General features: G+C 70.8%; 14 protein-coding genes. 5 read left to right on the forward strand and 9 right to left on the reverse strand.

The features are described from left to right. Positions 1-369 precede the first annotated feature (369 nt). Entirely contained in the window at positions 370-669 is a 300-nt protein-coding gene (locus tag IE195_RS15095) for an NIPSNAP family protein (protein ID WP_191271885.1), read from the forward strand. Here IE195_RS15095 and IE195_RS15100 read toward each other — a convergent pair. From IE195_RS15100 to IE195_RS15125, 6 genes are all read right to left on the reverse strand, one after another. Next, positions 663-4,193: an nSTAND1 domain-containing NTPase gene (locus IE195_RS15100; protein ID WP_191271887.1), complete on the reverse strand. Its 3,531-nt coding sequence runs from the start codon at positions 4,191-4,193 to the stop codon at positions 663-665. The two genes, IE195_RS15095 and IE195_RS15100, sit on opposite strands and share 7 nt — an antisense overlap. Before the next feature lie 745 nt (positions 4,194-4,938). After that, positions 4,939-6,858, reverse strand: coding sequence for a caspase, EACC1-associated type (locus IE195_RS15105; RefSeq protein ID WP_191271889.1), 1,920 nt, complete (start codon positions 6,856-6,858; stop codon positions 4,939-4,941). After that, a complete protein-coding gene (locus IE195_RS15110; RefSeq protein WP_191271891.1) occupies positions 6,855-7,244 on the reverse strand; it encodes an effector-associated constant component EACC1 in 390 nt (129 codons plus the stop codon). Before IE195_RS15110 ends, IE195_RS15105 begins: the two co-directional genes overlap by 4 nt. A gap of 248 nt (positions 7,245-7,492) precedes the next feature. Then, positions 7,493-8,188 (reverse strand): DUF5710 domain-containing protein, encoded by a 696-nt coding sequence (locus tag IE195_RS15115; RefSeq protein ID WP_191271893.1) that lies wholly within the window; start codon positions 8,186-8,188, stop codon positions 7,493-7,495. A gap of 267 nt (positions 8,189-8,455) precedes the next feature. Then, positions 8,456-8,890 (reverse strand): hypothetical protein, encoded by a 435-nt coding sequence (locus IE195_RS15120; RefSeq protein ID WP_191271895.1) that lies wholly within the window; start codon positions 8,888-8,890, stop codon positions 8,456-8,458. Between the two features lie 317 nt (positions 8,891-9,207). Next, a complete protein-coding gene (locus tag IE195_RS15125; protein ID WP_191271897.1) occupies positions 9,208-9,621 on the reverse strand; it encodes a hypothetical protein in 414 nt (137 codons plus the stop codon). 435 nt (positions 9,622-10,056) lie between these two features. Here IE195_RS15125 and IE195_RS15130 point away from each other — a divergent pair, with 435 nt between their 5' ends. The 4 genes from IE195_RS15130 (at position 10,057) to IE195_RS15145 (ending at position 18,018) form a co-directional block, all read left to right on the forward strand. After that, positions 10,057-13,119, forward strand: coding sequence for a DEAD/DEAH box helicase (locus tag IE195_RS15130; protein ID WP_191271900.1), 3,063 nt, complete (start codon positions 10,057-10,059; stop codon positions 13,117-13,119). A 518-nt stretch (positions 13,120-13,637) separates the two neighbouring features. Then, entirely contained in the window at positions 13,638-15,431 is a 1,794-nt protein-coding gene (locus IE195_RS15135; protein ID WP_225942470.1) for a SpoIIE family protein phosphatase, read from the forward strand. Between the two features lie 214 nt (positions 15,432-15,645). Then, positions 15,646-17,277, forward strand: a complete 1,632-nt coding sequence (locus tag IE195_RS15140; protein ID WP_191271904.1) for an SWIM zinc finger family protein — start codon at positions 15,646-15,648, stop codon at positions 17,275-17,277. A 405-nt stretch (positions 17,278-17,682) separates the two neighbouring features. Further along, positions 17,683-18,018 carry a hypothetical protein gene (locus IE195_RS15145; RefSeq protein WP_191271906.1) on the forward strand — a complete coding sequence of 112 codons (336 nt, stop codon included), beginning with the start codon at positions 17,683-17,685 and terminating at the stop codon, positions 18,016-18,018. 43 nt (positions 18,019-18,061) lie between these two features. Here IE195_RS15145 and IE195_RS15150 read toward each other — a convergent pair whose 3' ends face one another. From IE195_RS15150 to IE195_RS15160, 3 genes are all read right to left on the reverse strand, one after another. Next, positions 18,062-19,294, reverse strand: a complete 1,233-nt coding sequence (locus tag IE195_RS15150) for a DUF5685 family protein (RefSeq protein ID WP_191271909.1) — start codon at positions 19,292-19,294, stop codon at positions 18,062-18,064. Between the two features lie 138 nt (positions 19,295-19,432). Further along, positions 19,433-20,191, reverse strand: a complete 759-nt coding sequence (locus IE195_RS15155; RefSeq protein WP_191271911.1) for an SEC-C metal-binding domain-containing protein — start codon at positions 20,189-20,191, stop codon at positions 19,433-19,435. Positions 20,192-20,345: 154 nt separating this feature from the next. Further along, positions 20,346-22,403 (reverse strand): hypothetical protein, encoded by a 2,058-nt coding sequence (locus tag IE195_RS15160; RefSeq protein WP_225942471.1) that lies wholly within the window; start codon positions 22,401-22,403, stop codon positions 20,346-20,348. Positions 22,404-22,579 lie beyond the last annotated feature (176 nt).

Consider the following 22,579-nt stretch of genomic DNA (forward strand, 5'->3'; position numbering starts at 1 on the left):
TTCGTGGAATCTCTAGTAAACTAGCAGGCCACCCAAGGCGTCACCCCGAAGCGAATGACGGATCCGCATGGAGGCCGCCGCTCGAGCCGCCGACAGGCTCAGAGAGCAGCCCGGCAAGACTTCCATGCCGATCTGGTCGCTGAAGCGCGCTCTTTGGGCCACGGCGGTACTCGTGCTGCGGCTCGCACAGCACGGATGAGTGGGGTAGCCGTCTCGCATAGGTACGTGAACTCGCCAAGCAGCTGAGTGGTGCACCGTCGGCTCCGATACCGTGGCCGCGCTACTCAAACAGGAGGGACCCAGCCTTCAGGGACTGAACCTTCCCTCAGGGGAGGCTGGAGAAGACACAGCCCCAGGAAAGGCAGCACCATGGCAACCAGCACCCAGGTACGCACCTACACCGTCAAAGAGGGCCTGCTCGACGAGTGGGTCCGGCGCTGGAGGGATGAGATCGTCCCGCTGCGTCTGGAGTTCGGGTTCTCCCTCAGCGGTGCCTGGATCGACCGGGAGCGCCACCACTTCATCTGGGAGATCTCCTACGACGGCCCCGAGACCTTCGCCGAGCGCAACCGCCAGTACTGGGACTCCCCCAAGCGCGAGGCGATGGCCCTGGACCCCAAGGACTACCTGGTCTCCACCGAGACCCGCGAGGTCACCCGGGTCTACTGACCCCGCCCCTCCTCCTCACCGACCGCGAGCAGGTGCGCGCGGCGCTCTTCCGGGGTCAGGGCCCGGAAGGTGCGCCGCCGTGCCACGCGCGTCAGCTCCTCCAAGGGCATGTCGGCGTCCCACACCCGCACGGTGCCGTCGGCGGAACCCGAGGCGATCAGCCGCGATCCACCGCTCCAGGTGACACTCAGGGCACGGTCACGGTGAACGCCCACCGTCAGGGGTTCGCCCTCACCCCCCGCGTCCCAGACCCGGACGGTTCGGTCATGGGAGGCGGTGGCGATCCGGGCTCCGTCGGGTGACCAGGTCACCGCGGGCACACGGCCGCTGTGCCCGGTGAGCACACGTTCGGCCTGCCCGGTGGCCAGGTTCCACACCCGCACCGTCCAATCGGCCGATGAGGTGGCCAGGCGCGTCTCGTCAGGAGCCCAGGAGACGGCGTCCACCCAGTTCTCGTGTCCGGTGAGCACGACACTCTCGCGGCCGGTGGTCAGGTCCCACACCCGAGCGGTGCGGTCGTCGGAGCAGGAGGCGATCATCCGTCCGCTCGGCGACCAGGTCAGACCCACGACCCAGTCCTGGTGGCCGCGCAGCACAGTCAGCAGGGAGCCGTCGCGGGCGTCCCACACGCGGATGCTCCGGTCCTGGGCGCCTGTAGCGACGCGGTCGCCGTCCGGTGACCAGGCCACCGACTCCACGATGGCGCCCTCGTGGTCCAGTTCGAGCAGGGTCTCGCCCGTCTCCAGGTTCCACAGCAGAGCGCGCCGGTCGATGCCACCCGAGACGAGGACCTTGCCGTCCGGGGACAGAGCGGCGTCGCGCACCGCTCCAGTGTGACCGCGTAGATCAACAGGCCGGTCGGCACCCCGCTCCCACACCCGGACGACTCCGTCCTCGCCCGCGGCGGCGAGGGTGCCTCCCCTGGCGGTCAAGGCGTTGGCAGCCGTGCCCTCCGCGTCGTGGACGGCGTCTTCGACGGTCCTGGGCTCCATCTCCCACAAACGTGCTGTGGCGTCCTCCGAACCCGTGGCCAGGAAGCGTCCGTCAGGCGACCAGGCCACGCCCCAGACCGCGTCGGTGTGGCCGCGCAGGACAACACGCTCTTCGGCGTCGTCGGCAATGAAGACGCGGGCGGTCCGGTCAGCCGAGGCAGTGGCCAGTAGCCGGCCGTCGGGAGACCACTCCACGTTCCACACCCGGTCGCGGTGGCCGCGCAATAGGAGGGTCTGCTCACCCGTGGCGGCGTTCCAGACGCGGACGGTGTGGTCGCCCGAGGCCGTGGCGATCCGAGTTCCGTCGGGATGCCAGGACACACCTTCGACGAAATCACGGTGACCCACGAGCCTGAGTGCCTGGCGAGCTTCGGCGACGTCCCAGACGATGACGGTCCGGTCGTGGGAGGCGGTGGCCAGGCGGGTACCGTCCGGCGACCACCGGATGCCCAGGACGTTGTCGGTGTGCCCGGTCAACTGCGTGCTCAGACGGCCGGTCCCGGCCTCCCAGATCCGGACCACGCGGTCGCGGGAGGCCGCAGCGACGTAGCGTCCGTCGGGGCTCCAGGACACGCCCCGCACCACGTCGGCGGCGTCGGTGAGGCGCATGAGCGTCTCGCCGGTGTCGGCGTCCCACACCCGCACGGTGTGGTCCCGGGAGGCGGTGGCCAGACGCCGGGAGTCCGGTGACCAGGCCGCCATCTCCACCATGCCCATGTGGCCGCGCAGTTCCCGGAGCAGTCCGCCGCGGGTGTCCCACAGGCGCGCGGTGCCGTCGCGCGAAGCGGTGGCGATCCGGGTGCCGTCAGGTGACCAGGCCAGGTTGCGGACGGTGTCGGTGTGGCCGGTCAGAACGGCGGAGCAGTGGCTGTGGGCGAGCGCGGACAGCAGGGCGCCGCGCACGACCGGAACGGGTTCGCACTCCTCCAAGGCAGCCAGGGTGAGCAGGACGGCCAGTTCGGGGTGTTCCTCGACGCCGGCCAGGACGTACTCGGCGATCGAGAGCGACACGCGGCGCAGGAAACGGTGGTCGCGACGTCGGGAGGCGTCGACGAACGCGGTGAGCGCGGGGGTGTCTTGGCCGTTCTCGCGCAGGGCCTCCAGCCAGCGTTCGGCGGTGGTCAGGCGTGCTCCGGTCAACAGGTAGTCGGGGTGGTGCCCGGAGTTCTCCCAGTCGCCCGCCCAGCGCTCCAGCTCGGCGCGCTGGCGCAGGCGTTCGGTGTGCGACTGCACCTGTTGGCGCAGCGGGGCCCACTGACGGAAGAGCGCCTCGTGGGTGACCTGGGCGACAGGACCGCCCTCATGGACGTCGCTGACCAGCAGGCGTGCGTCGACGAAGGCGTCCACGACATGGCGGTCGCGCTCGCCGAGTTCGGCCAGGCGTACCCGGCGGCGGGTCGCGTCGCCGCTGGTGACGGTGACGAAGCGCAGCAGGACCCGGAGGATGCGCTCGAGGTCGGCCTCGGCTCGCAGCTCGGCGGTGACCTGGTCGGCGTGACGGGTCAGCGCTCCCTCCACGCCGCCGAGGGCCCGATAGTCCGCCTCAATGGCGGTGCCGCGGGCGCCGGTGCGGATGTGGAGCTCCTGGAGGAGATAGGCGAGCAGGGGCAGGGCGTCACCGCTGCCAGTGTCGGCGGCGATGTGCTCGACCAGGCCGTCCTCGAAACGGAACCCGGCCGCATCCGCGGGGCGTTCGATGATCTCGACGAGGTCCTGACGGCTCAGCGCGCCCAGGGCCAGGGGGTTGGTGAACAGTTCGGCGGCCTCACCGTTGAGGAGGTCGCCGAGGAACTCCACACGCAGGGTGGCCACCACCCGCAGATGGCGGTCTCCGTGCAGGGCCTCGCGCAGGGTGTTCAGGAACAGGGCGCGGTCGCGCTCCCCGCTGAGGGTGACCAGTTCCTCCAACTGGTCGACGACCAGGACGGTGCGGCGGGCCCCGCCGCTCTCCCGGCGGACCCTGCGCAACAGGGTGAGGAGTTCGCCGCTGTCACGCCGGATACGGCGGGCGTAGGCGTCGGCCTGAGCATGGTCGGTGGCCGCGGCCAGGACTTTGGCCAGTGCTCCGACAGGGTCGGCTCCGGGCACCATGACGGGCAGGACGTTCCATCGCTGGCCCCGCAGCCGGGGCAGGACCCCGGCCTGGACCAGGGAGGACTTACCGCTGCCAGAGGCCCCGATGACGGCCAGGAAGCGCTCGTGGGGGTCGGTTCCCCCACCGTTGAGGCGGCGCATGGCCTCGGTGATCTGGGCGGTGCGGCCGAAGAAGACGGCGGCCTCGTCCTCCTGGAAGGCCGCCAGGCCGGGGTAGGGCGAGCGTCCCGGTTCCCAGGCGAACTCGGGAGGAGTCGGGTTCTCCAGGCGGTAGGCGATGAAATGGCCGACGAGCAGGACCACCAGGATGAGGACCAGGCCGGGCACGGCTGCCTGTTCCAGCAACCGCATCAGCAGGGGTGTGGGGCGGCCGTCGGTGGCGAAGTTGGTGACCACCCCCAGCAGACCCGCTGCCAGCACGAGGAGAAGCTGCAGCATCAGGGCGAGTCGTTGGCGTCGCCGCACGTCGTCTCCGAGTGGTCGCGTATTCCCGAGGTTCGCGGGGCGCCCGTGCCCCGGGCGAGCCTACGGTGACGGATAGGCGGGGTAAAGCCGATGTCCCCTTCCGGCCACCCGCAATCCCTGGAGGCGAGTTATGCCTATCCGGTCGGCGTGCGATGTCCATCCAGCCCCGATGAGGGAGGCAGCGCGTCACCGCCCGCCGTCCGGGCGGAGCCGATCGAGTTCACCTCCGATGGCCTCCCGCAGCATGTCGTGCCACGTACCGAGTACGAAGCTCCACCTCTTCCGGGGGTAGAGCCAGGTCGGTCGGCTCACAAGCGAGGTTGGCTCCCACTCGATCCGCGGCCATACGTGCGCGTGCAGGAATGCGTCGGTGTTGCCCAGGATCTCCAGGCTGACCCGATCTCCAGGCTGACCCGGCGGAAGTCCGGGTCCAAGCGGCGGCAGGTACGTTCGACGGCTTCACCGAGGCGTTCCATGTCGGACAGGAGCATCCGCCGTCGGCACCTCGGCAGCTCCGTCAGCTTCTCCACCCTTGGTGTGTCCACCAGCAGGACCGAGCACCCCGGGAGGAACTGCACGTCCCCGATGACCGCGAACCCCGCGTCCAAGCGCCGCATCACGGCCAGGTTCCCAGCCCTCAGTACGCTGCCGATACGGCCCCTGCGCCAGTCGTCGTCCGTGGCCGGAACCTACCCGGCCGGGGCCGTGAGGGAGACGCTCACGTTCTCCTCTGCAGCACCAGCGTCCGCGCGCCCCGGTCGTGCACCGTCCGTCCCCACGGATCTCCCTGCGCCGCGAGCGACCAGAGCAGGACCAGGAGGTTCCCCAGCAGCGGGACCGTCTGCGGTAGCCCGAACAGGGCCGCCCTACCCGCCGCCTGTCCGTGCGTGAGCGGCCCGGCGTTCCGTGCGTTCACGACCCTGATGCCCACCATCATCTTGCCGAAGGTCGCGCCCCGGTATCTGAGGAACAACCAGTCGTAGAGGAACAACAGGACACCCCAGCCGAAGAAGAACAGGACCGCTATGGCATCGAAGAGCGTGTCCGTGAAGCTCTCCGAAACGGTGAACGCCGACACCACCACGACCGTGGTGAAGACGGATCCCAGCGCGAAGAGGAACACCAGCACGTAGTCGATGATGCGCGCGGCCAGCCTTGCCCGCAGACGTGCGAGCGGATCCGCGGCGGGTGGCCGCAGCGAGGCCCCCGGGGGAGGTGACGGCGGCCGTGGCACGGAACGGTGGGCAGGCCCGACCGTCCGCGGCGTTCGGGGCGGAGGCGCGGGCACGAACCGTGGTCCTGAGGCCGAAGTACCGGGCCCGGGGACGCGCTGCTCCCGGGGGTACGGAGGTGAGAGCGGCGGACCCGGATCGGAAACGGGCGCCCGCGCGGGAAGCACGTCCGCGTGGACGGGAAGGTCGGTGTCCTCCGCCCTGCCCTCCAAGGTGAGCGTTCCCTCCAGGCTGCCAGCTCGCCTCGTGTCCACCGACACGTCGATCGCGTCCGTCTCCGTCACCACGTGGATCCACTCGTTCCGGGGGCGCGGCACACAGTCGCGGGCCAGGGGCGGCCCCAGGAACTGAATCCGTCGGTGCGGTTCCGGCTCGTACTGACCGACCCGGCCGAAGTCCAGCCGTTCCGGTGAAGGGCGCACCGCCATCTCGGCCAGCGCGTGGGAGGCGTCGTCGGCGATCGACCGGATGTCGTTGCGGACCAGTCCGTGCAGGGCCTGGCACGCCGCCTCCGCGATCTCCCTGTCCTGGCTCTGCAGGCGCCTGCGGAGCTCGGGCACCGAACCGTGCCGAGTGAACACGTCGGGGCTGGAGACCGCCAGCCTGAGGTCCTCCGGCAGCCCCTCGCCGTCGGTCCGCCGCCTCATACTCCGGGCCAGATAGACGTCCCCCTGCAGGTGGATGCTGCGGCTGGGCGTCTGGTGCGGGTTCTCCTGGCGCACCCTGTCGTAGACGTAGTCGTACAGCTCGTTGACGGACACGCGCCCGTCCGCATCCAGGTCCGCCTCGCCCGAGGCCAGCCCCGAGCTGAGCGCCCGGGTGAACACCGAGGGGCACACCTGCCGGTCCGTACTCAGGTGCGTGCCCTCGAAGGCGTACTCCATGGAGTTGGAGGCGGTGATCACCGCGAATCCGTGCCCGCTGTCGAAGCCTTCCTCGGAGAAGGTGTCGAACACGTTCACGTCGCCGGCCGCACGCGGAACCATCCCCTCCATGAAGGCACCGCCGTAGCAGCAGTCGAGGAGGAGCACGATGTTGCGGGCCCTGCACTCGGTCATGCACCTGCGAACGAAGTCCGCCGACACCGTGGTCGAGGACAGCCGGTGGGGCAGGGTGTCGGCGGCTGCGAAGAAGAGCTGCCCCGAGGCGTTCTTCAGGCCGTGGCAGGAGAAGTGCAGCAGCAGTGAGTCGCTCTGGGTGCGGTCGGCGAAGAAGTCCTCCACCTGTCTGGCCACCATGTAGGCGGGCCTGTTGCGCACGACCCCGACCCCGAACCCGCCGATCTCCGGGTTCTCCAGGACCTCGGCCAGGGCGACGGCGTCCTCTCCCGGTGCGAGCAGGTGTTCGAGGCCGTCGTCCTCGTAGGTGTCGGTGGCGACGATCAGGGCGTGCCGGTCGCCGTTCACCGCTGCTCACCGTTGCCGGAGTGGCGGCCGACGAAGAGGTCGAACGACCTCGCGGCCTGCTCGGGAGAGGCGTCGGAGATCTCCAGGACGTCCCCGTCGATCACCAGTCGGATGGTCGGGCGCTCCCGGCACCGGGCCCGCCAGCGCCGGACGACGTCGATGACCCTGCCCAAGGCGGTGGCGGACTGGTTGAGCGTCACCAGCAGGGCTCCGGTCTCGGCCATGTCCCAGCCGCGTGAGCCGGGCGGGGCCTGGCCGCCCCGCTGAGGGGCGACGTCGTGCACGTCGAGCTGGAGCAGTTCGCGCCGTAGTTGGCGGGTCATCTCGTCCAGGTGGTCGGCGGAGGTCCCCTCGTCGGTGAGGAGAACCTTCAATGATGTGTCCACTGGTCGGCTCCCACTCCGTCGCTGGGTGGAACACCCCAGCGCACGAATGACTAATATATACCAGTCTGCTCCTTTTTGCGATGAATATAAATGGAGCGCCCTTTACGGACCCGGGGCAGCGCCCGCCGCCCACGAGAGCCGCCTGGCCCCTCCGGGACCCACGAGGTCACCCGTACCCGCTGACCACCCGCCCACCGGACACGAACAGATGCGCGCAAACCGCCCCGGGCCGGTCACCACGAAGACCGCTACCGCTGGAGTTCGGCCCGGGCGTCCTGGGCTCGCTGCCACGCCTCGGGCGGTGGTTGGACGGTGACCCCGACCCCCGTCAGCATGTTCAGGTCCAGCTCCCACACCACCCGCGAACGGCGTTCCCACAGCTCGAACGCCTCGCTGACGTGCCGTTGGGCCGCCGCGGGGGAAGCGCCGGTGACCGCGAGCAGGTGGGACATCGCCTGGTCCGCGATCCCGCGCACCCGGGCGAGGCCGAAGTGGGTGACGGTGTGGCAGGGGGTGCAGACGCAGATCAGACGGCACAGGGTCTGTGTCCTGGTCCGTTCGTCGAAGGTCCACCTCTCGTGTACCTCCAGCCAGCGCCGCACCGAGCGGTCGGCGGGCGCACCGCAGATCTCGCACACCTGACCGGCCCTGTTCACCACCATGCGGCGCAACCGCTCCCAGTCCTGCTGGGACACACACGAACGCACGTTGGTGAACCAGCAGGTGGTGGGGACCAGGTCGACGAACAGCCCCGAACCCAGAGAGCGATCCTCCCCCGGCAGTAGATCGGGGATGTCGGGCAGAGCCTGCCAGCGCTCCAACCCCGCGAGACCGGGCCCGGGCGCGTACCAACGACGCGCCCGGGGGTCCCAGCGCGCCCCCTCCGCCTTCGCCAGGTCCTTCTCCGCATAGGGGACATCAAGCCAGATCCGCTCGGCAGGCACCGTACTCCTCAGGTGGGGTGTGATCGCACAGTGACTCTAGTGAGAGGGGTGAACGGGAGCCAGCCCTGCCCGGCGACCGGAAACGGCCGCTGACAAGGGCTTTCCGCCTCTGTCGAGGGCACCGTCTGAGCCGAACCGTCCTTCATGAGTCCTCAAAGCAGTGGGTACGACGCAGGTACTGCCCTGGTGCCCGCGACCCGCCCAGACCCGCGCCTCGGCCTTCCACCCGGCCCTGAACCGGTGCCCTCATGCCGGGCCCCGTCCCTGTCAGGCCACCAACTCGACCACGTACCCCAACGACTCCATGTACGTCTGGGTGGTCTGCAGTGCGCTCGCCGGGGGCAGGTCCAACGGATCCCAACTGAACCGCACCAGCGAGGCGATCGCCGGTTCGAGTTCGGGGGCGCCAAGGTCCGCTTCCCGCTGAGCCCAGTCGACACCCACCCGTACCGTTCCGTGTTCGGTGCTGCCCGGAAGCAAGTACTCCTGGTAGGGCATCCGAAGCAGCAACCGCTCGTCGGGGTTGACCCACAGGAGGTTCAGGCAGGAGGAGGAGTACTGCGGGGGTAGTTCACAGGCCACCGCGATGTCCTGGGACTCCCAAACGACCAGGATCTCGTCGGCTTCCCCGGCCGCGGGAAGGAAGGACAGCTCGCGATACCAGACGAAGTCGGTCATCTGGCGCCAAAGCCGTAGCTCCATACAGGCAGCCCTCGCTTTCCGTTCGGTACCGGAAACGGTTCGTGACGGAAGCAACCTATAGAGCCCGCACGACACCGAACAGGTCGGCACCGCTCCCCTGTGGACAAGTACCCCAGGCCTGTTGCCCTTGCTCGTCCTCGCGGGAGGACGGTAAACCGCCCTCCGGCGGTCGAACGGCCTCCGTGCCACCACCACACCGTTGCCGGCGGGCGAGTCCGCGCTCGCGGTGCGTTCCTGCCCTCAGAAAACTCCGAGGGTCTGCCCCACCAACGCTTCGGCGCCACAGCCGTGCATCAGGCACGCCCCCGGCCGAGCTGTCAGGTGGTGAGTACGGCGAAGACGAACTGAGCTGCGCCCGCCAGCCCGGAGACAATCGTGGCCGCGGCGACGATCGCGGGCAGCATCCTCTTCCAGCTGGACATGGTCTTCTCCCGGATTTCGGTCCATCCACCCGAGGCGACCATCAGCTTCGCCGTCTGCCACCTGTGCTGTTCGAGATGGCACCCGGGAAGGAAGCCAGAGGCGTTGTTACGGCAGCGGGTCTTCCCGTCTCGGTTCCAGGCGCCACAGGGCAAGGGCATCTGAAAACAGATATAGAGAACCGACACCGCTGCCGCGATCATGATCCACATGGGACCCAAAGTTGGAATAAACCACCCGAAAAAGGTGAAAATGATGGCGATGACACCCCAGTAACTCAGGGGACTCTTCTGATTTTTCTTCGCAGCCATAAACAAGATACTTCTGTGTGCACAGCACGACCGACAAGGGCCGAAGGCAACTTTGGGCATGGCCTGCAACGGACACGAAACCCGTGGTTGACGTGCACACTTTGAGGAAAGGATGGGACCTTACGGCCTCCGCGACACTCCAGCGCGTTCGGTGAAAACCGCAGTCCGCCAACCACGACTCGATCAGAACAACGAATTCCCTTCTTCCATCACCCCATCGACGAAGACGGATCTCCGCGAACTGGTACCTTGACGAGTGAATCCTGCGGTTCGGAGGGAACACCGCGCCGCACAAGACCTTTGTCTTGGCCGGAACCGGCCACGAGGAACCCTGGCTTCAAGTGCTCCGCCCCGAAGCTGGTAGGAACGTTGAGTGATCACCTCATTCCGTGAAGGTGATCGGGAGAACTCGACCGGCAGCGCGGGGAGCAGTGCGTGGGCAAGGGTGACAAGCGGCGGGCGAAGGTCATCGACTTCTGGCGCGCGGTGGAGATGTTCGAGCCCACGGACGTTCCGCACCCCACCAAGAAGGGCGCGTTCAAGCCGGTGATCGACCTGCGGGAGGACGCGCCCCTGCCGTGGAGCCCCGACCACCGCTACCAGGGCACGGAGACCCCCAGGGCGGGCCAGGAGTGGCGGCACACCGTGTACTGCGGGGTGTTCCCTCTGGAGTCGGTCCAGCAGCTCCTGGAGGAGCGGTTCGGTCGTGACGACGAGGACGCCGACGACTACGCCCCCGGGGACGCGGCGCTGTTCGCGTTCGAGGTGGACCATCTCGGGCGCGCCCTCCTGGAGAGCGACTCCCTGTCCAGCTGCGGTTGGGCGGTCGGGCGGACCCTCGGGGTCGGGCCCGACTCCCCCGAGTGGCTTGACGGGTTCGAGGCCGCCCAGGAGCGCTGCCGTCTGCTGTTCGAATGGTTGGTGACAGAGCCAGCCCCGGGTCCGGCGCGGGCCCTGCTGTCCATGGTGAGCGGGGAGGGTTTCCTCGAACTCTCCCTCGGTGAGCTGTGGGACCTGGCCGAGGAGGTCCTCAACGGTATCCGCCGTGAGGACGAGGAGGACCCCGCGGCGGGCCTCTTCCCGGGGTTGGGTGCGGAGGCCGACGCCCCGCACGGGCGGCGCCGACGGATCCTGGGGGCGCAGGAGCTGGAGGCCTGCCTCACCGTGGCGCTGCGGCTCAGCGGCGCGGACGCGTTCGTGCCCTCGACGCTGCGGGTGGCCAGCCGTCGGATCTCCGAGGCAGGCGGCGCGAAGGAGGAGGAGCGCCAGCTCACGGTTCTGCAGCAGCGGGCCGCCGCCCGCGACGAGTGCGACTTTCCCGAAAAGCCCCCGCAGCCGGGTGAGTCCGTGTTCCTCAACAGCTTCATCTCCGAGGACCTGGGACGGGTTGCCGATGCCGTGCGGCAGGGCGATGCGGGAGAGGCGCTGCGCACCTACCTGTACTCGGAGTCCGAGTGCGATGCCATCGACCGGGTGGACCTGCGTGAGGAGGGTTCGGACCTGCTTCGACGCGTCCTTCCCGAGCGCATGCCCCTGGCCCGGTGGCCCAGCAAGGACACCCACCCCCTGGCTCTGAGTCAGCAGATCGCGGTCAACAGCATCGTGGACATGATCGGCGACGGCTCGGGGATCTTCTCCGTCAACGGTCCGCCCGGAACGGGAAAGACCACGCTCCTGCGGGACCTGATCGCCCATGTCGTGGTCGAGCGCGCGATGGCTCTGAGTGCCCTCGCCCGGCCGGAGGACGCGTTCGCGGACTCGACCGGGTGGAGCACCGAGGACGGCTCCACCACCGTGCACCCGTTCGTCCCCTCCCTGACCGGGCACGAGATTGTGGTGGCCTCGGCCAACAACGGCGCGGTGGAGAACGTGACCAGGGAGATCCCGGCCGTGGAGGCGGTGGACGAGCAGTGGCGCGACCGCGCGGACTTCTTCGCCGAGATCGGCGGGCGGGTGCTGGACAGGCCCGCCTGGGGCACGATGGCGGCACGGTTGGGCAACATGACCAACCGCACCCACTTCGCGCAGTACTGGTGGCAGGGCGGTTACGGCAAGCGGGTCGACGGACGGTACGTACCGCCGCCCGGCGGGATGCGGGAGTTCCTCAAGGAGGCTGCGGCCACCAAGCGCCCCAAGAACGTGAAGGCCAAACGGTGGCTCAAGGCGGTGGAAGCGTTCACCGAAGTGATCCGCAACGCCGAGAGGCTGCGTGACGAGCGCGCGGCCCTCCCCCGGCTGTGGCACCGCATGCGAAAGCTCCAGGGATCGACCTCCCCGAAGGACCAGGCCGAACTGGACCGCCTACACGAACAGAACCAGCGTGCCTTGGCGCGCTTCGGGGACCACGTTCCGACCTCAGCGCTGCTTGATGACGACGTCAAACGGGAACTGAGCGCGCCCTGGAACGACCCGGAGATGGCGCGGGCCCGCACCGAGGTCTTCCTGGCTGCGCTCCGGTTGCACCAGGACTTCATCGAAGCCGTGCCCGGGAAGATGCTGCGCAACCTCCAGGCCGCCGAGGCGGTGCTGCGAGGCCGTGCGCCCGGTGACGCACCGGAGCAGGCCGTACTCTCCGCCTGGCAGAGCCTGTTCTTCGTCGTCCCGGTGGTGTCGACGACCTTCGCTTCCTTCGCCCGGTTGTTCGGCGGACTGGGTTCGGAGTCTCTCGGCTGGCTGCTGGTGGACGAGGCCGGCCAGGCCACACCGCAGCAGGTGACAGGCGCGCTGTGGCGTTCGCGTCGGGCGGTCATGGTCGGCGATCCGCTCCAGTTGGAACCGATCTGCACCCTGCCGTTCACCACCCAGCAGGCACTGCGCCGCAAGTACGAGGTGGATGAGAAGTGGTTGCCGGTGTGGTCGTCGGTGCAGACGCTGGCGGACCAGGTGAACCCGTTGGGCACCGAGTTGGTCGGGGCCGATGGGGACGAGATCTGGGTCGGGGCCCCGTTGCGTGTCCACCGGCGCTGCGACGACCCGATGTTCAGCGTCTCCAACAAGGTGGCCTATCAGGAGATGATGGTCCACGGCACCCCGCCGAGGTCTCCCTCGAAGCTCTACAGGAGCCTGTGGATCGATGTTCCCAACCGTGACGGGCACAGTGAGGAGAGCTGGATCCCGGCCGAGGGCATGGCTCTGAAACGTGTTCTCAAACAGCTTGAGGGGACAGGGCAGGAGATGAGCCAGGTCTTCGTGGTCTCTCCGTTTCGCACGGTGGCCAGGAAGGCGCTGGGGATCGCGCGGGAGTTCGGGGTCACCGATGGTGGAACGATCCACCGAACCCAGGGGCGTGAGGCGGACGTCGTGGTCTTCGTACTCGGTGGGGACCCCCGCAGGCCCGGCGCCAAGCGATGGGCCGCGAAGAAACCCAACCTCGTGAATGTCGCCGCCAGTCGTGCCAAGCGGCGCCTGTACGTGATCGGGGACCATGCTTCCTGGTCACGGCTGGACCACTTCGACGTACTGGGCAGCGAGCTGGAGCCTTGGGAGATCACCCCGTAGTAGAGCTGTGCGTGCAGAACCGGAGGGGCCCGGCGTAACGGTGGGCTTCCCGGCTGGGTCGGAACTGGTGCGCACCGCAGCGGGCACCTCGTCCCCCGCTCGACGACCTGTCGGCGCTCTCGGAGTGGCCGGGGTCCGGAGCGGGGGGGTGACCGGGACCGGCATGCTGCGACCCGAGGGCAGGCAGCCCGGGGAGTGCTCGGCAACGCTCCCCCGGCGGCCGTGACATGCCACTGACGGGGCAATGCTCCCTCTGGGCTCTTCGGGGGACCACACTGTACTGCGTTGACCGAGGTCGCTTCAGGAGACTTCGTGTGTACGCACCCGGTGCGAGCGAGTATTTCGCTTCAACCCGAGACGATCCCCGCGGCGGTCTCGGCCGGAACCGGCGCCGGTGGGGCGGTGGCCCCGCCGTGGGAACCCGGCCTCCGTGCCCGGGGCCCGCGGCCCGGCGGCCTCAGCGGTGCGAGAACCGGAGGTGGAAGATGGGCGACAGCGGCTGGCCGACGGAGGCCGGCATGTTGCGTGCGGTGTTCGACAGTGTGGGCGCGGGAATGCTCGTCATCGATTCCCACGGCCGCATCACCGCCTCCAACCCCTACGCGCAGCAGATCGTCGGTCGTTCCCGGGAGCAGCTGCTGGGCGCGGACGTGCACGACCTGCTGCACCGCGACGCGGACGGGAACGAGGTGTCGCGCCGGGGGTGCCCCGTCCTGGGCGTGTTCGACAGCGGCCGACCGGCCGAGGGAAGCGAGGAGTTCTACCTCGGCGGAGACGGCTCACTCGTGCCCATCATCTGGGCGGCCACGCCCCTCCAGCACGGGGAGGGCCCGGAAAGCGTCGTCATCGTCTTCCACAACTTCAAGAAGCACCGCGACGCCAGCGAGCAGACGGCGGCGCACCTGGCGACCCTGGAGGAGCTCACCGCCCAGCTGAGCATGGTGGCGGAGGTATCCGTCCTCCTCATCTCCTCCCCGCAGACCGGCGAGGTGCTGGACAAGCTGGTGCGGCTGCTGGTTCCGGATCTGGGCGACTGGGCGGTGATCGACCTGCTCCCGGAGGGGAACACGGAGAAGGAGATGCGGCGCGTTGCCGTGCACTCCCCGGGCGACCACGGCACCGCGGAGTCGTTGAAGGGTCCGCTGCCGCCGCTGTCACGGACCTCCCGTGCGGCACTGGCGCGCGCCGTGTACAGCAGCCGGCCCGTACTGGTCGACGCGGGGACCCAGGCCGGCGCACCGGACGATCCGCTCGCCCTGGCGCACCGCCAACTGTTCGAGCACCTGGGCGAGGGCTGCGCGGTGGTGGTGCCGATGTACACCCGCAGGGGGATCTTCGGCGCGCTGACCGTGGCCCGGACCGGACGGCGGGCCGCCTACACCGACGCCGAGGTCCTGGTACTGAGCGACATCGCACGGCGCGCCGCGCTGGTGATCAAGAACAACTGGCTCTTCGAGCAGCAGCGCGACATGGCCGAAACCCTGCAACGCCAGCTCCTGACCCCCCTGCCGCAGGTCGACCACCTGCGGTTCGCCGCCCGTTACGAACCGGCGAAGCAGACCTCCGAGGTCGGCGGGGACTGGTACGACGCCTTCCTCCTGGCCGACGGTGTCACGTGCATGGTCATCGGTGACGTGGTCGGGCACGACCTCCAGGCCGCAGCGCACATGGCCGAGGTCCGCAACATGCTGCGCGCCCTGGCCTGGGACCGCCAGGAACCCCCCAGCACGATCATGCGGCGGTTGGACGAGGTCATGACCAACACCAGCGACGCGCCCATGGCCACCGCCGTCTTCGCCCGTCTGGACGGCCCCGACGGCGGCCCCTGGCACCTGCACTGGGTCAACGCCGGGCATCCCCCGCCCCTGCTCGTCACCGCCGAGGGCCGTGCCCGCTACCTGCCGGGGGGCCACGGCCCCCTCCTCGGCACGAACGCCGCCCTGCATCTGGGGCTGGAGTGGCCCGACGCCCGCGAGGAACTCCCCGCACGCTCCACCGTGCTGTTCTACACCGATGGTCTGGTCGAGAGCCGCGGCCAGCATCTGGACACGGGGCTGGAACAGCTGCGCCACCACGCCGCCGACCTGGTCGGCCTCGACCTGGAGGAACTCCTCGACGGACTCCTCGCCCGGATGGGCCCCAGCGGTGACGACGTCGCCCTGCTGGCTCTGCGCCTGCCCGCGGCGGGCCAGGGCGCCGACCACGGCACGGCGCCGCCACAGCACGCGCACAGCCCCGCCACCACTGATCGGGGCGCTCCCGGCTCCCGCGTCGAGGGCACTCCGGTCAGGGACACCTCCGACCCGGCATAGGAACCCTTGGACCACCGGTCGTCGGTGCGCGGTCCGCCGGAACCGTGTCCGCGCGCCGGGGACCGGCCCTGCTTCACGGCGACCTTTCCGGGGCCCGCCCCGAAGGGACTGTCTCCCCTCGGACCCGACCGCCTTCGGCCAGGGCCCCTCCCGGCCCCGGCCGGAGGGCCGGGAAACGATCACGGGGGGCCGCTGACGGCGGTTCAATGGGCCTATGCCCTCCTACACACGTGAAGACCTCATCCAGTTGGCCGGTGCGAAGTCCTACCACCGCGGGGTCGGTTACGTCTCCCGGGTGAGGGGGGTGACCGTCGCCGGGAACACGGTGCGCGGAATCGTCTCCGGCACGGACCTCTACCGGGTGGAGCTGACACCGCGGCGGCGCGGGTTGGAGTGGGACTGCGACTGCCCGTGGGCCGAGGACGGCAACTTCTGCAAGCACTGCGTCGCCCTGGGGCTGGTGCACCTGGACATGACCGCTCAGGGCACCGTCCTGCCGCAGGCCCCGGACGTGCGCGCCTACCTGGGCTCGCTCGACGGCACCGCACTGGTGGACCTGGTGCTGGAGGCCGCCGAGGCACTGCCCGAGTTGCGGCAGCGGTTGGAGTTGCGCGCGACCCTGGCGGGCGGAGGCGCGGCCGACGGCGCCGGTCGGGCGATGGTCGACGGGGCCCTGCGACTCGGGGATTTCGCGGGGTACGAGGAGGCCCGCGGGTACGCGGAGCGGGTACACGGGGTGGCCGGGGAACTGGAGCGGCTCCTGGAGGCGGGTGCCGCGGGCGAGGCCGAACGGCTGGCCCGGCACGCCGTCGGGGTCCTGGACGAGCACGCGGGGATGGTCGACGACTCGGCCGGGTACCTGGGCGGGGCGGGAGCCCGTCTGGTGGAGGCGCACGTGGCGGCGTGCACGGTGGCCGGGCCGGACCCCCTGGTGCTGGCGGGGTGGCTGCTGGACCTGCAGCTGGACGGGTCGGGTTGCCCTGAGCTGCTGTTGGAGGCCTACGCGGACGTACTCGGCGAGGAGGGGCTGGAGCGCTACCGCCAGGACCTGTTCGAGGGCGGGCTCGGCGACGCGGCCCGGGGGTGGGCGGTCGGGTTCCTGAGGTCGGAGTACGCGCGGGTGGCCGGGGACACCGATCTGTTGGTCCGGGTGTACGCCTCCGGGGAGCACGTGCACTACACGGGGATCGTGGCGGTGCTGGAGGAGGACGGCCGGTCCGGCGAGGCGTTGGAGTGGGCGGAGCGGGGGCTGCGGGAGAGCGGGACGCATCCCGACGGGCGGCTCCTGGACCACGTGGTACGCGCCTACCGGGAGGCGGGGCGCAGCGAGGAGCTCCGGGCCCTGCGCTGGGAGGTCTTCGAGCGCTCCCCGACACCGCACACCTACCGGGCCCTGCGCGAGGACTCCCCGCGGGACGCGTGGCCCGCCGTGCGTGAGCAGGCGCTGGCACTGTTGCGCCGGGCCGCGGCCAGGCGCCGCGCCGCGCACTTCCCGTGCACGCTGGTGGAGGTGCTGTTGGACGAGGGCGACGCCGAGGAGGTCTGGGAGGCGGCCGTGGAGCACGGCTGTGACGACGGCCAGTGGCTTCGGGTGGCCGCTCTCCGGGAGGAGGGTCACCCCGAGGACGCGGTCGGGGTGTACCTGCCGCGGGTCGAAGCGAAGGTCGGGTTGACCGACACGCGCCTGTACCCGGAGGCCGCGAGGCTGGCCAGGAGGGTGCACGAGCTGTACGGGCGGCTGGGACGGGCGGACGAGGCGAGGGCGTTCGTGGCGGGGCTGCGGGCCGGGCACCGGCGCAAGCGGCGGTTCCTGGCCGAGCTCGACCGGGTGGGCTTGCGCGCCTGACGTCTCACGGGCCCCGCCTGCCGCCGTTCGGGGTCGGGCGCGGGGACCGGGAGCCGCAGCACTTCCCGTACTTGCGCTCCGACCCGCACCGGCACGGCCTGTTGCGTTCGGTGGCACCGGTAGACCGGGGTGGGCCGGTCGGGGGTAACGGTGGCCTACCGGGTGGCCACCGGCCGTGATCGCGACAGGGTGCGGTCGGTGCACGCCGCGCTGCTCGCCCCGGTGGAGGAGGATCCGGGCAGCAGACCCACCTGCCCGGACAGGGTTCACGACCGGTGTCGGCCCGTGCTCCCGCAGCGTACGGAGGTGCGGTGGGCGGGGTCGCGCGGGTGGGTTCTTTGAATTCGTGGCGCGTTGAACACCAAAAGTTGCACAATCGTCACTCTGTAGGTGCAGAGTAAGAGAATGAAGCGCTGCGATTTCTGTGAACTCCCCGTCGGCGAGGGCTGCGCCTGTGCGCTGCCCCGCGACTACATCGGTAACTGTGGGACGGGCACCCCGTTCTCCACCACGAGGCTGTCCCCTTCCGGTGACGCGATCATCATCTCCCTGCGGGGTGTGGCCCACCGGCTCGGCTGCTCGCACCAGGCCGACTCGAACGTCAGGGCCCCGCACTGGGGCTGGATCAACTATCCGGACCCGAAGCTGTGGCAGCGGATCAGCATGACTTCCCCCCTCCGCGCCACTGGAGGCAACACCAAGCGGGCAGCCACCCGCCGGTGCCGGAGCTGCGACCGCTGAGCTCCCCCGAAGTGCGGCGCCCCGGGGAACCCGGTCAGTCGCATCAGGTGCAGACCTCACAGCAGTTACAGCAGTTACAGCATTCGCAGACACCGCACCAGGAGTCCCGGGGTTCGCCGGTCCAGGGCCCGGGGTGGGGGTCGCGGCAGCAGAACTGACAGGTGCAGCACATGAACAGTGCGGTGGCGCAGCCCGTCAGGAGCCCCCGGTTCCGGGGCGGTTCCCGCAGGGCGGGGGTGTCGCACGCGCAGGCGGTGCAGCATCCCCCCTTGCTCCGGCCTCGGCCGGGACCGTGGTCCCCGCCGTGGCCGCCGCCGGATCCGTGCTGTCCGCCGTGACCGCCGCCGTCCTGGTGTCCGGGGTGCGGTGAACCGTGGTGGGGCGGTTGGTGACGTCCTCCGCCGGGACCCGGGCCGGGGTGTCCGGCGTGCGCGAAGGTGCGGGCGACGGCGCGCCGCAGTTCCCGGACCAGGAGTACCCGGACCAGGCGGTCGTCACCGAAGCCGGTCTCCCGCAGGGCCAGCTCGACACCGAGGACGGCGTCCTCGCAGAGCTCCCGGGCCCGGCCGGTCGGGGTGGCGGTGGCGGTGAGCGGGTTCCAGGCGCCTTTGGCCAGGTCCTCCTCCCTGTCCTCGACGGCGTCCAACAGGTGCGCCACACGGCCGAAGAGGCGGCCCGCATCGCGCAGGGGTTCGGCGTTGGCGGGGACCCCGGCCAGAACTGCGGTGTGCGCGAAGGCCTCGCCGGTGGCCTCCTCGGTCGGCCGGGTCACGGTGAGCACGTCCGTGCCCTCCCTGGCGGAGAGTTCGGCCTCCCGCTGCCGGTCGACCACGGAGACCAGCGCACCGCCCTCGAAACCGAGCCTGTTCCCGGACGCCTGTGCACCGCTGCGCCACCGGGTGGCCACCCGTCCGGCGACGGCGCGCACGCCGGGACGGGCGTAGGGGCCGTCCCCGTCCTCGATGTGGTCGCTGATCTTGGCGGAGGCGAGCATCAGTGACACGGCGGCGGCCAGGTGCGCGCCGGAGCCGTCGGCTACCCGGGCCCCGCGCATGCCGCGCAGGGGGCAGCGGCCGGCCGTGCGGGTACCGGCGTGCTCCTCGGACTGGGCCGCGGTCAGGACCGACAGCACGAGGCCGTCGTAGTTGGTGGCGATCCTGGACGTCTGGCCGTGCTCGTCGCGCAGTGCCAGGCACAGCCCGCACATGTGGGACATCCACTCCCGAGCCAGGTCCTCCGACAGGCTGTGCCGACAGGGCCGCAGGATTCCGAACACGAACCGCCACCTCTTCTCCCGGTGCGCCGGGTGCGCACTGACGGAGGTTGTGACTCCCGAACCGCCGAACGGGTTCCCGGTTCGTCGAACTCGTGACCGTCCGGCCGCGGTCCGGGGCCTGCGCCGTGCCGGTGCGGGTCAGCGCGCCAGCGGGGAGCCGCAGCACTTCTTGTACTTGCGGCCCGAACCGCAGGAGCACGGTTCGTTGCGTCCGGGGGCCGGCGGGGTGGAGCGCTGCCCGGGCCCGGGACGGTCGGCGGAGTCGGTGGGCCGGGACCGCTCGGGGGCGTTGCCGCCGGGGGCGTCGCCGCTCAGGTCGGCGAGGTTCTCCACCGGGGGCAGGTAGGCGTCGGTGGAACGGGTCGCCAGGTCGTGGGCGTCCGGGGCCATACCGAGCAGTTCACGCATCCGAGCGCGGCCCAGCAGGGGCATCAGACCGAGCCGGTTGAGTTCGGCGACGGTCTCCGGGGGCTGGGCGAGGATGCCCCGGCAGACGACGTTGTAGCAGTGCAGGGCCTTGTCGTGCTCGCCCCGGGCAGCGAGGTCCTCGGCGAGGAGGAGGGCCACGCCCCGGTCCAGCCCGGGGCTCAGCAGCTCTTCCAGGAGCTGGTCGGCCTCCGCGTTCCGGCCTTCGGCGCGCAGCATCCCGGCGAGCTGGTTGGTCGCGAACTGGCGGTGTCCGGCGTGGGGTGCGTGCTCACGCAGGGCCTCGGCCAGGGTCCGCGCGGCGCGGGGGTCCCGCTCGCGGAGCGCGTCCACCGCGTCGAGGAGGATCTCGCCCGCCTCGTCCGGGAAGGAGGTCAGGTCCTTCAGGTGCTGCTCGGGCAGGTCGAGGCCGCGGACGGTGTCCCACAACGGCTGCGGGACCGCGGTGGGGGCCGGGGAAGAGTCGGTCATGGGACCAGGTTAGGGCGTTTTCGGCAGCTGCCGCCCCTCGTGGCGGAGGCGGACGCTCCGGTGGGTCAGGGGTCACAGCGGCCGGGGGCGGAGGGCACAGCGCCCCCGGCCGCACCCGGGCGGGAGCGCGGCCGGGGCGGGGGCGCAGCGGCCCTCACCCGGAAGAGGTGAGGGGGCGGGCCAGACCGGCCAGGAGTTCGAGAACACCCTGATCGGTGCGGGCGCCGACCTCCATTCCCGCGGCGAAGACCACGGCGAGCAGGACCAGGGCGAGGAGGATCACGGGCCAGCGGCGTCCGCGCCCGGGGGTGGCGGAGGCGGATTCGGCTTCGATCCAGGACTGGTCCAAGCGAGCGATCTCCCTGCGTAGTTCCTGGACCTCGGCGTGGTAGTGGTCGCGTTCGGCGCGGACCCGTTGGAGTTCGGCCCGTTCGGCTCGCACGGCCGCCCGGGCGTCGACGACGTCCTCGTGGGCGCCTGCGGGGCCGCGTTTGGCGTGCCACCGCTCCAGCCGGGAGAGGGGGAGGTCGACGTACTGGGTGGGCCAGTTGTCGTCGGGGTCCTCGGCTGCTTCCCCGGCGCCGGGCTCGGTCTCGGTCGCGTAGTCGGGGTGCTCCTCCTCCGGGGTGTCCAGGACCGGTAAGGGCGGAGCGTCGGCGGGGGTGCGGGTCTGCGGCAGGAGGGCCGGGGACTCGGGGTCTCCGGGCGGGCGGGGGTCGTGGGTCTGCGGAGGCTCGGGGGTGTCACGGGTGTTCGGGGTTTCGGGGTGCTGCGGGGTTTCGTGACCCGTGCCGGGCCGGGGGGACAGCGGGGTCCCTGCGGTGGCGGCGCCGGTTTCCGCCACGTCGGGTTCCGGGGGCTCCTCGTCGCATGCCTGCCGGGGGCTGCGCCTGGCCACACCCAGGAAGGTGCGCGCGCCCACGCCCCGGAAGCCGCCTGCGGGCTCGGTCCAGGCCTCCTGGGCGGAGGTGTCCTGGGGCTGGTCCTCGGCGAAGGGGTCGGGCGCCTCCGCCAGGGCGCTCCCGGCCCCGTCCTCGAACCCCGCGTCCTCGGCCCCGTCCTCGGGCTCCGGTCCGTTCCCGGCCTCCTGCCCCGGCGCCCGTTCCCGCAGGGGTGCTGGCGGAGTCTCCGAGGGCCCGGGCGGGGCCTCGGAGAACCCTGGCAGGTCCTCCGGGAGCCCGGGCAGGTCCTCCACCGGTGCGGGTGTTTCGACGTGGGGGGTTGCCGTGGGCCGGGGCCTGGGGTCGAACCAGTCGCGGAGCAGTTCGCGGCGGTCGGCGAAGGTGGCGGCCCGCGGTACGCCCCGGGAGTGCAGGTGTTCGGCGAGCGCGTCACCGCCCTCCTCCCGCAGTACGGTGACCAGCCCGTCGGCGACCCTGAGCTGGTCGAGCGGGGTCGGGGACAGGAAGGGGGACCCCGGGGCCGGGTTCTCGGCGGCCGGTCCGAAGGCCAGGTGGGGCCCGTCCTCGGTGCCGAGGACGGGGTCGTAGGTGGAGAAGGACCAGTGCCACCCCGCGGCGGGGAGGGCGGCGCTCGGGGTGAGGACCTCGTGCAGGGTCCGGTGCAGGCCCCAGAGGAAACGCATCTGAACCGCCTGCCACAGGTCGGCGCGGTCGGGGTCCAGGGTGATGTGGATGGGCCGGTCCGGGCGTTCGAGGGCACGGGCAAGCGCTCCGACGAGGATCGGTTCGTCGTCGATCCGGGTTTCGGCGGCGCGGCGGTCGCGGGTACGCAGGGCGCCGGGGGCCGCGGTGCGTTCCCAGGGTTCGGGGGCGGGCAGGGCCGGCATGGTGGCCCAGCCGGGTGTCGGGGGTCTGCGCGCGGCGGGGCGCGTGTTGGGGTTCTCGTGCAGGGCCAGGATCCGGGAGAACGTCAGGCTCCGGGTGGGGCCGACGATCGCCCAGGCGTGGGCTTCGCGGACGTCGCCGGGCCAGCGGTAGACGAGGGCGCTCTGGCCGTCCGGGTAGTGGCGGGCCCAGAGGGTCTCGGGGTAGGCGGCCGGTTCTGTGTCGGGCAGAGCGGCGCGGTAGTCCGCGGTGAGGGCGGGGACCAGCCGGTCGCGCCAGGAGCGCAGGACCGGCTGGTCCTGTTGTGGGAGGGAGGTCGCCGCCGGTCCGGGACCGACGCGGCCGAGCAGGGTGGGTTCTGCCCAGGCGAAGTGGATCTGGTGGTGGGCACCGGAGTCCGCTTCCAACGATGTGCTCTCGGGCAAGTGCCCCTCCCGCGGTTGACGGATCCGCGGTGCACGTGGCCACTTCCACTGGTTCGCGGACCTGCGGTGCGCGCGGCCCCTTCTGGCCGCGCGCCTTCCTAGGGAAGGTATCCGCCGGAAGCGTCAAGAAACCGTGAAAGCGGAGTTATGTAGCTTTTTGCGAGTTTTGAGAAGAA

The organism is Nocardiopsis terrae (assembly GCF_014651695.1).
GTDB classification, from domain to species: domain Bacteria; phylum Actinomycetota; class Actinomycetes; order Streptosporangiales; family Streptosporangiaceae; genus Nocardiopsis; species Nocardiopsis terrae.

Bases quoted from the DNA above. Each gene is read 5' to 3' on its own strand.
- IE195_RS15095 (WP_191271885.1), top strand. From the start codon at position 370: ATGGCAACCAGCACCCAGGTACGCACCTACACCGTCAAAGAGGGCCTG.
- IE195_RS15100 (WP_191271887.1), bottom strand. From the start codon at position 4,193: ATGCTGCAGCTTCTCCTCGTGCTGGCAGCGGGTCTGCTGGGGGTGGTC.
- IE195_RS15120 (WP_191271895.1), bottom strand. From the start codon at position 8,890: ATGGAGCTACGGCTTTGGCGCCAGATGACCGACTTCGTCTGGTATCGC.
- IE195_RS15125 (WP_191271897.1), bottom strand. From the start codon at position 9,621: ATGGCTGCGAAGAAAAATCAGAAGAGTCCCCTGAGTTACTGGGGTGTC.
- IE195_RS15135 (WP_225942470.1), top strand. From the start codon at position 13,638: ATGTTGCGTGCGGTGTTCGACAGTGTGGGCGCGGGAATGCTCGTCATC.
- IE195_RS15140 (WP_191271904.1), top strand. From the start codon at position 15,646: ATGCCCTCCTACACACGTGAAGACCTCATCCAGTTGGCCGGTGCGAAG.
- IE195_RS15145 (WP_191271906.1), top strand. From the start codon at position 17,683: ATGAAGCGCTGCGATTTCTGTGAACTCCCCGTCGGCGAGGGCTGCGCC.
- IE195_RS15155 (WP_191271911.1), bottom strand. From the start codon at position 20,191: ATGACCGACTCTTCCCCGGCCCCCACCGCGGTCCCGCAGCCGTTGTGG.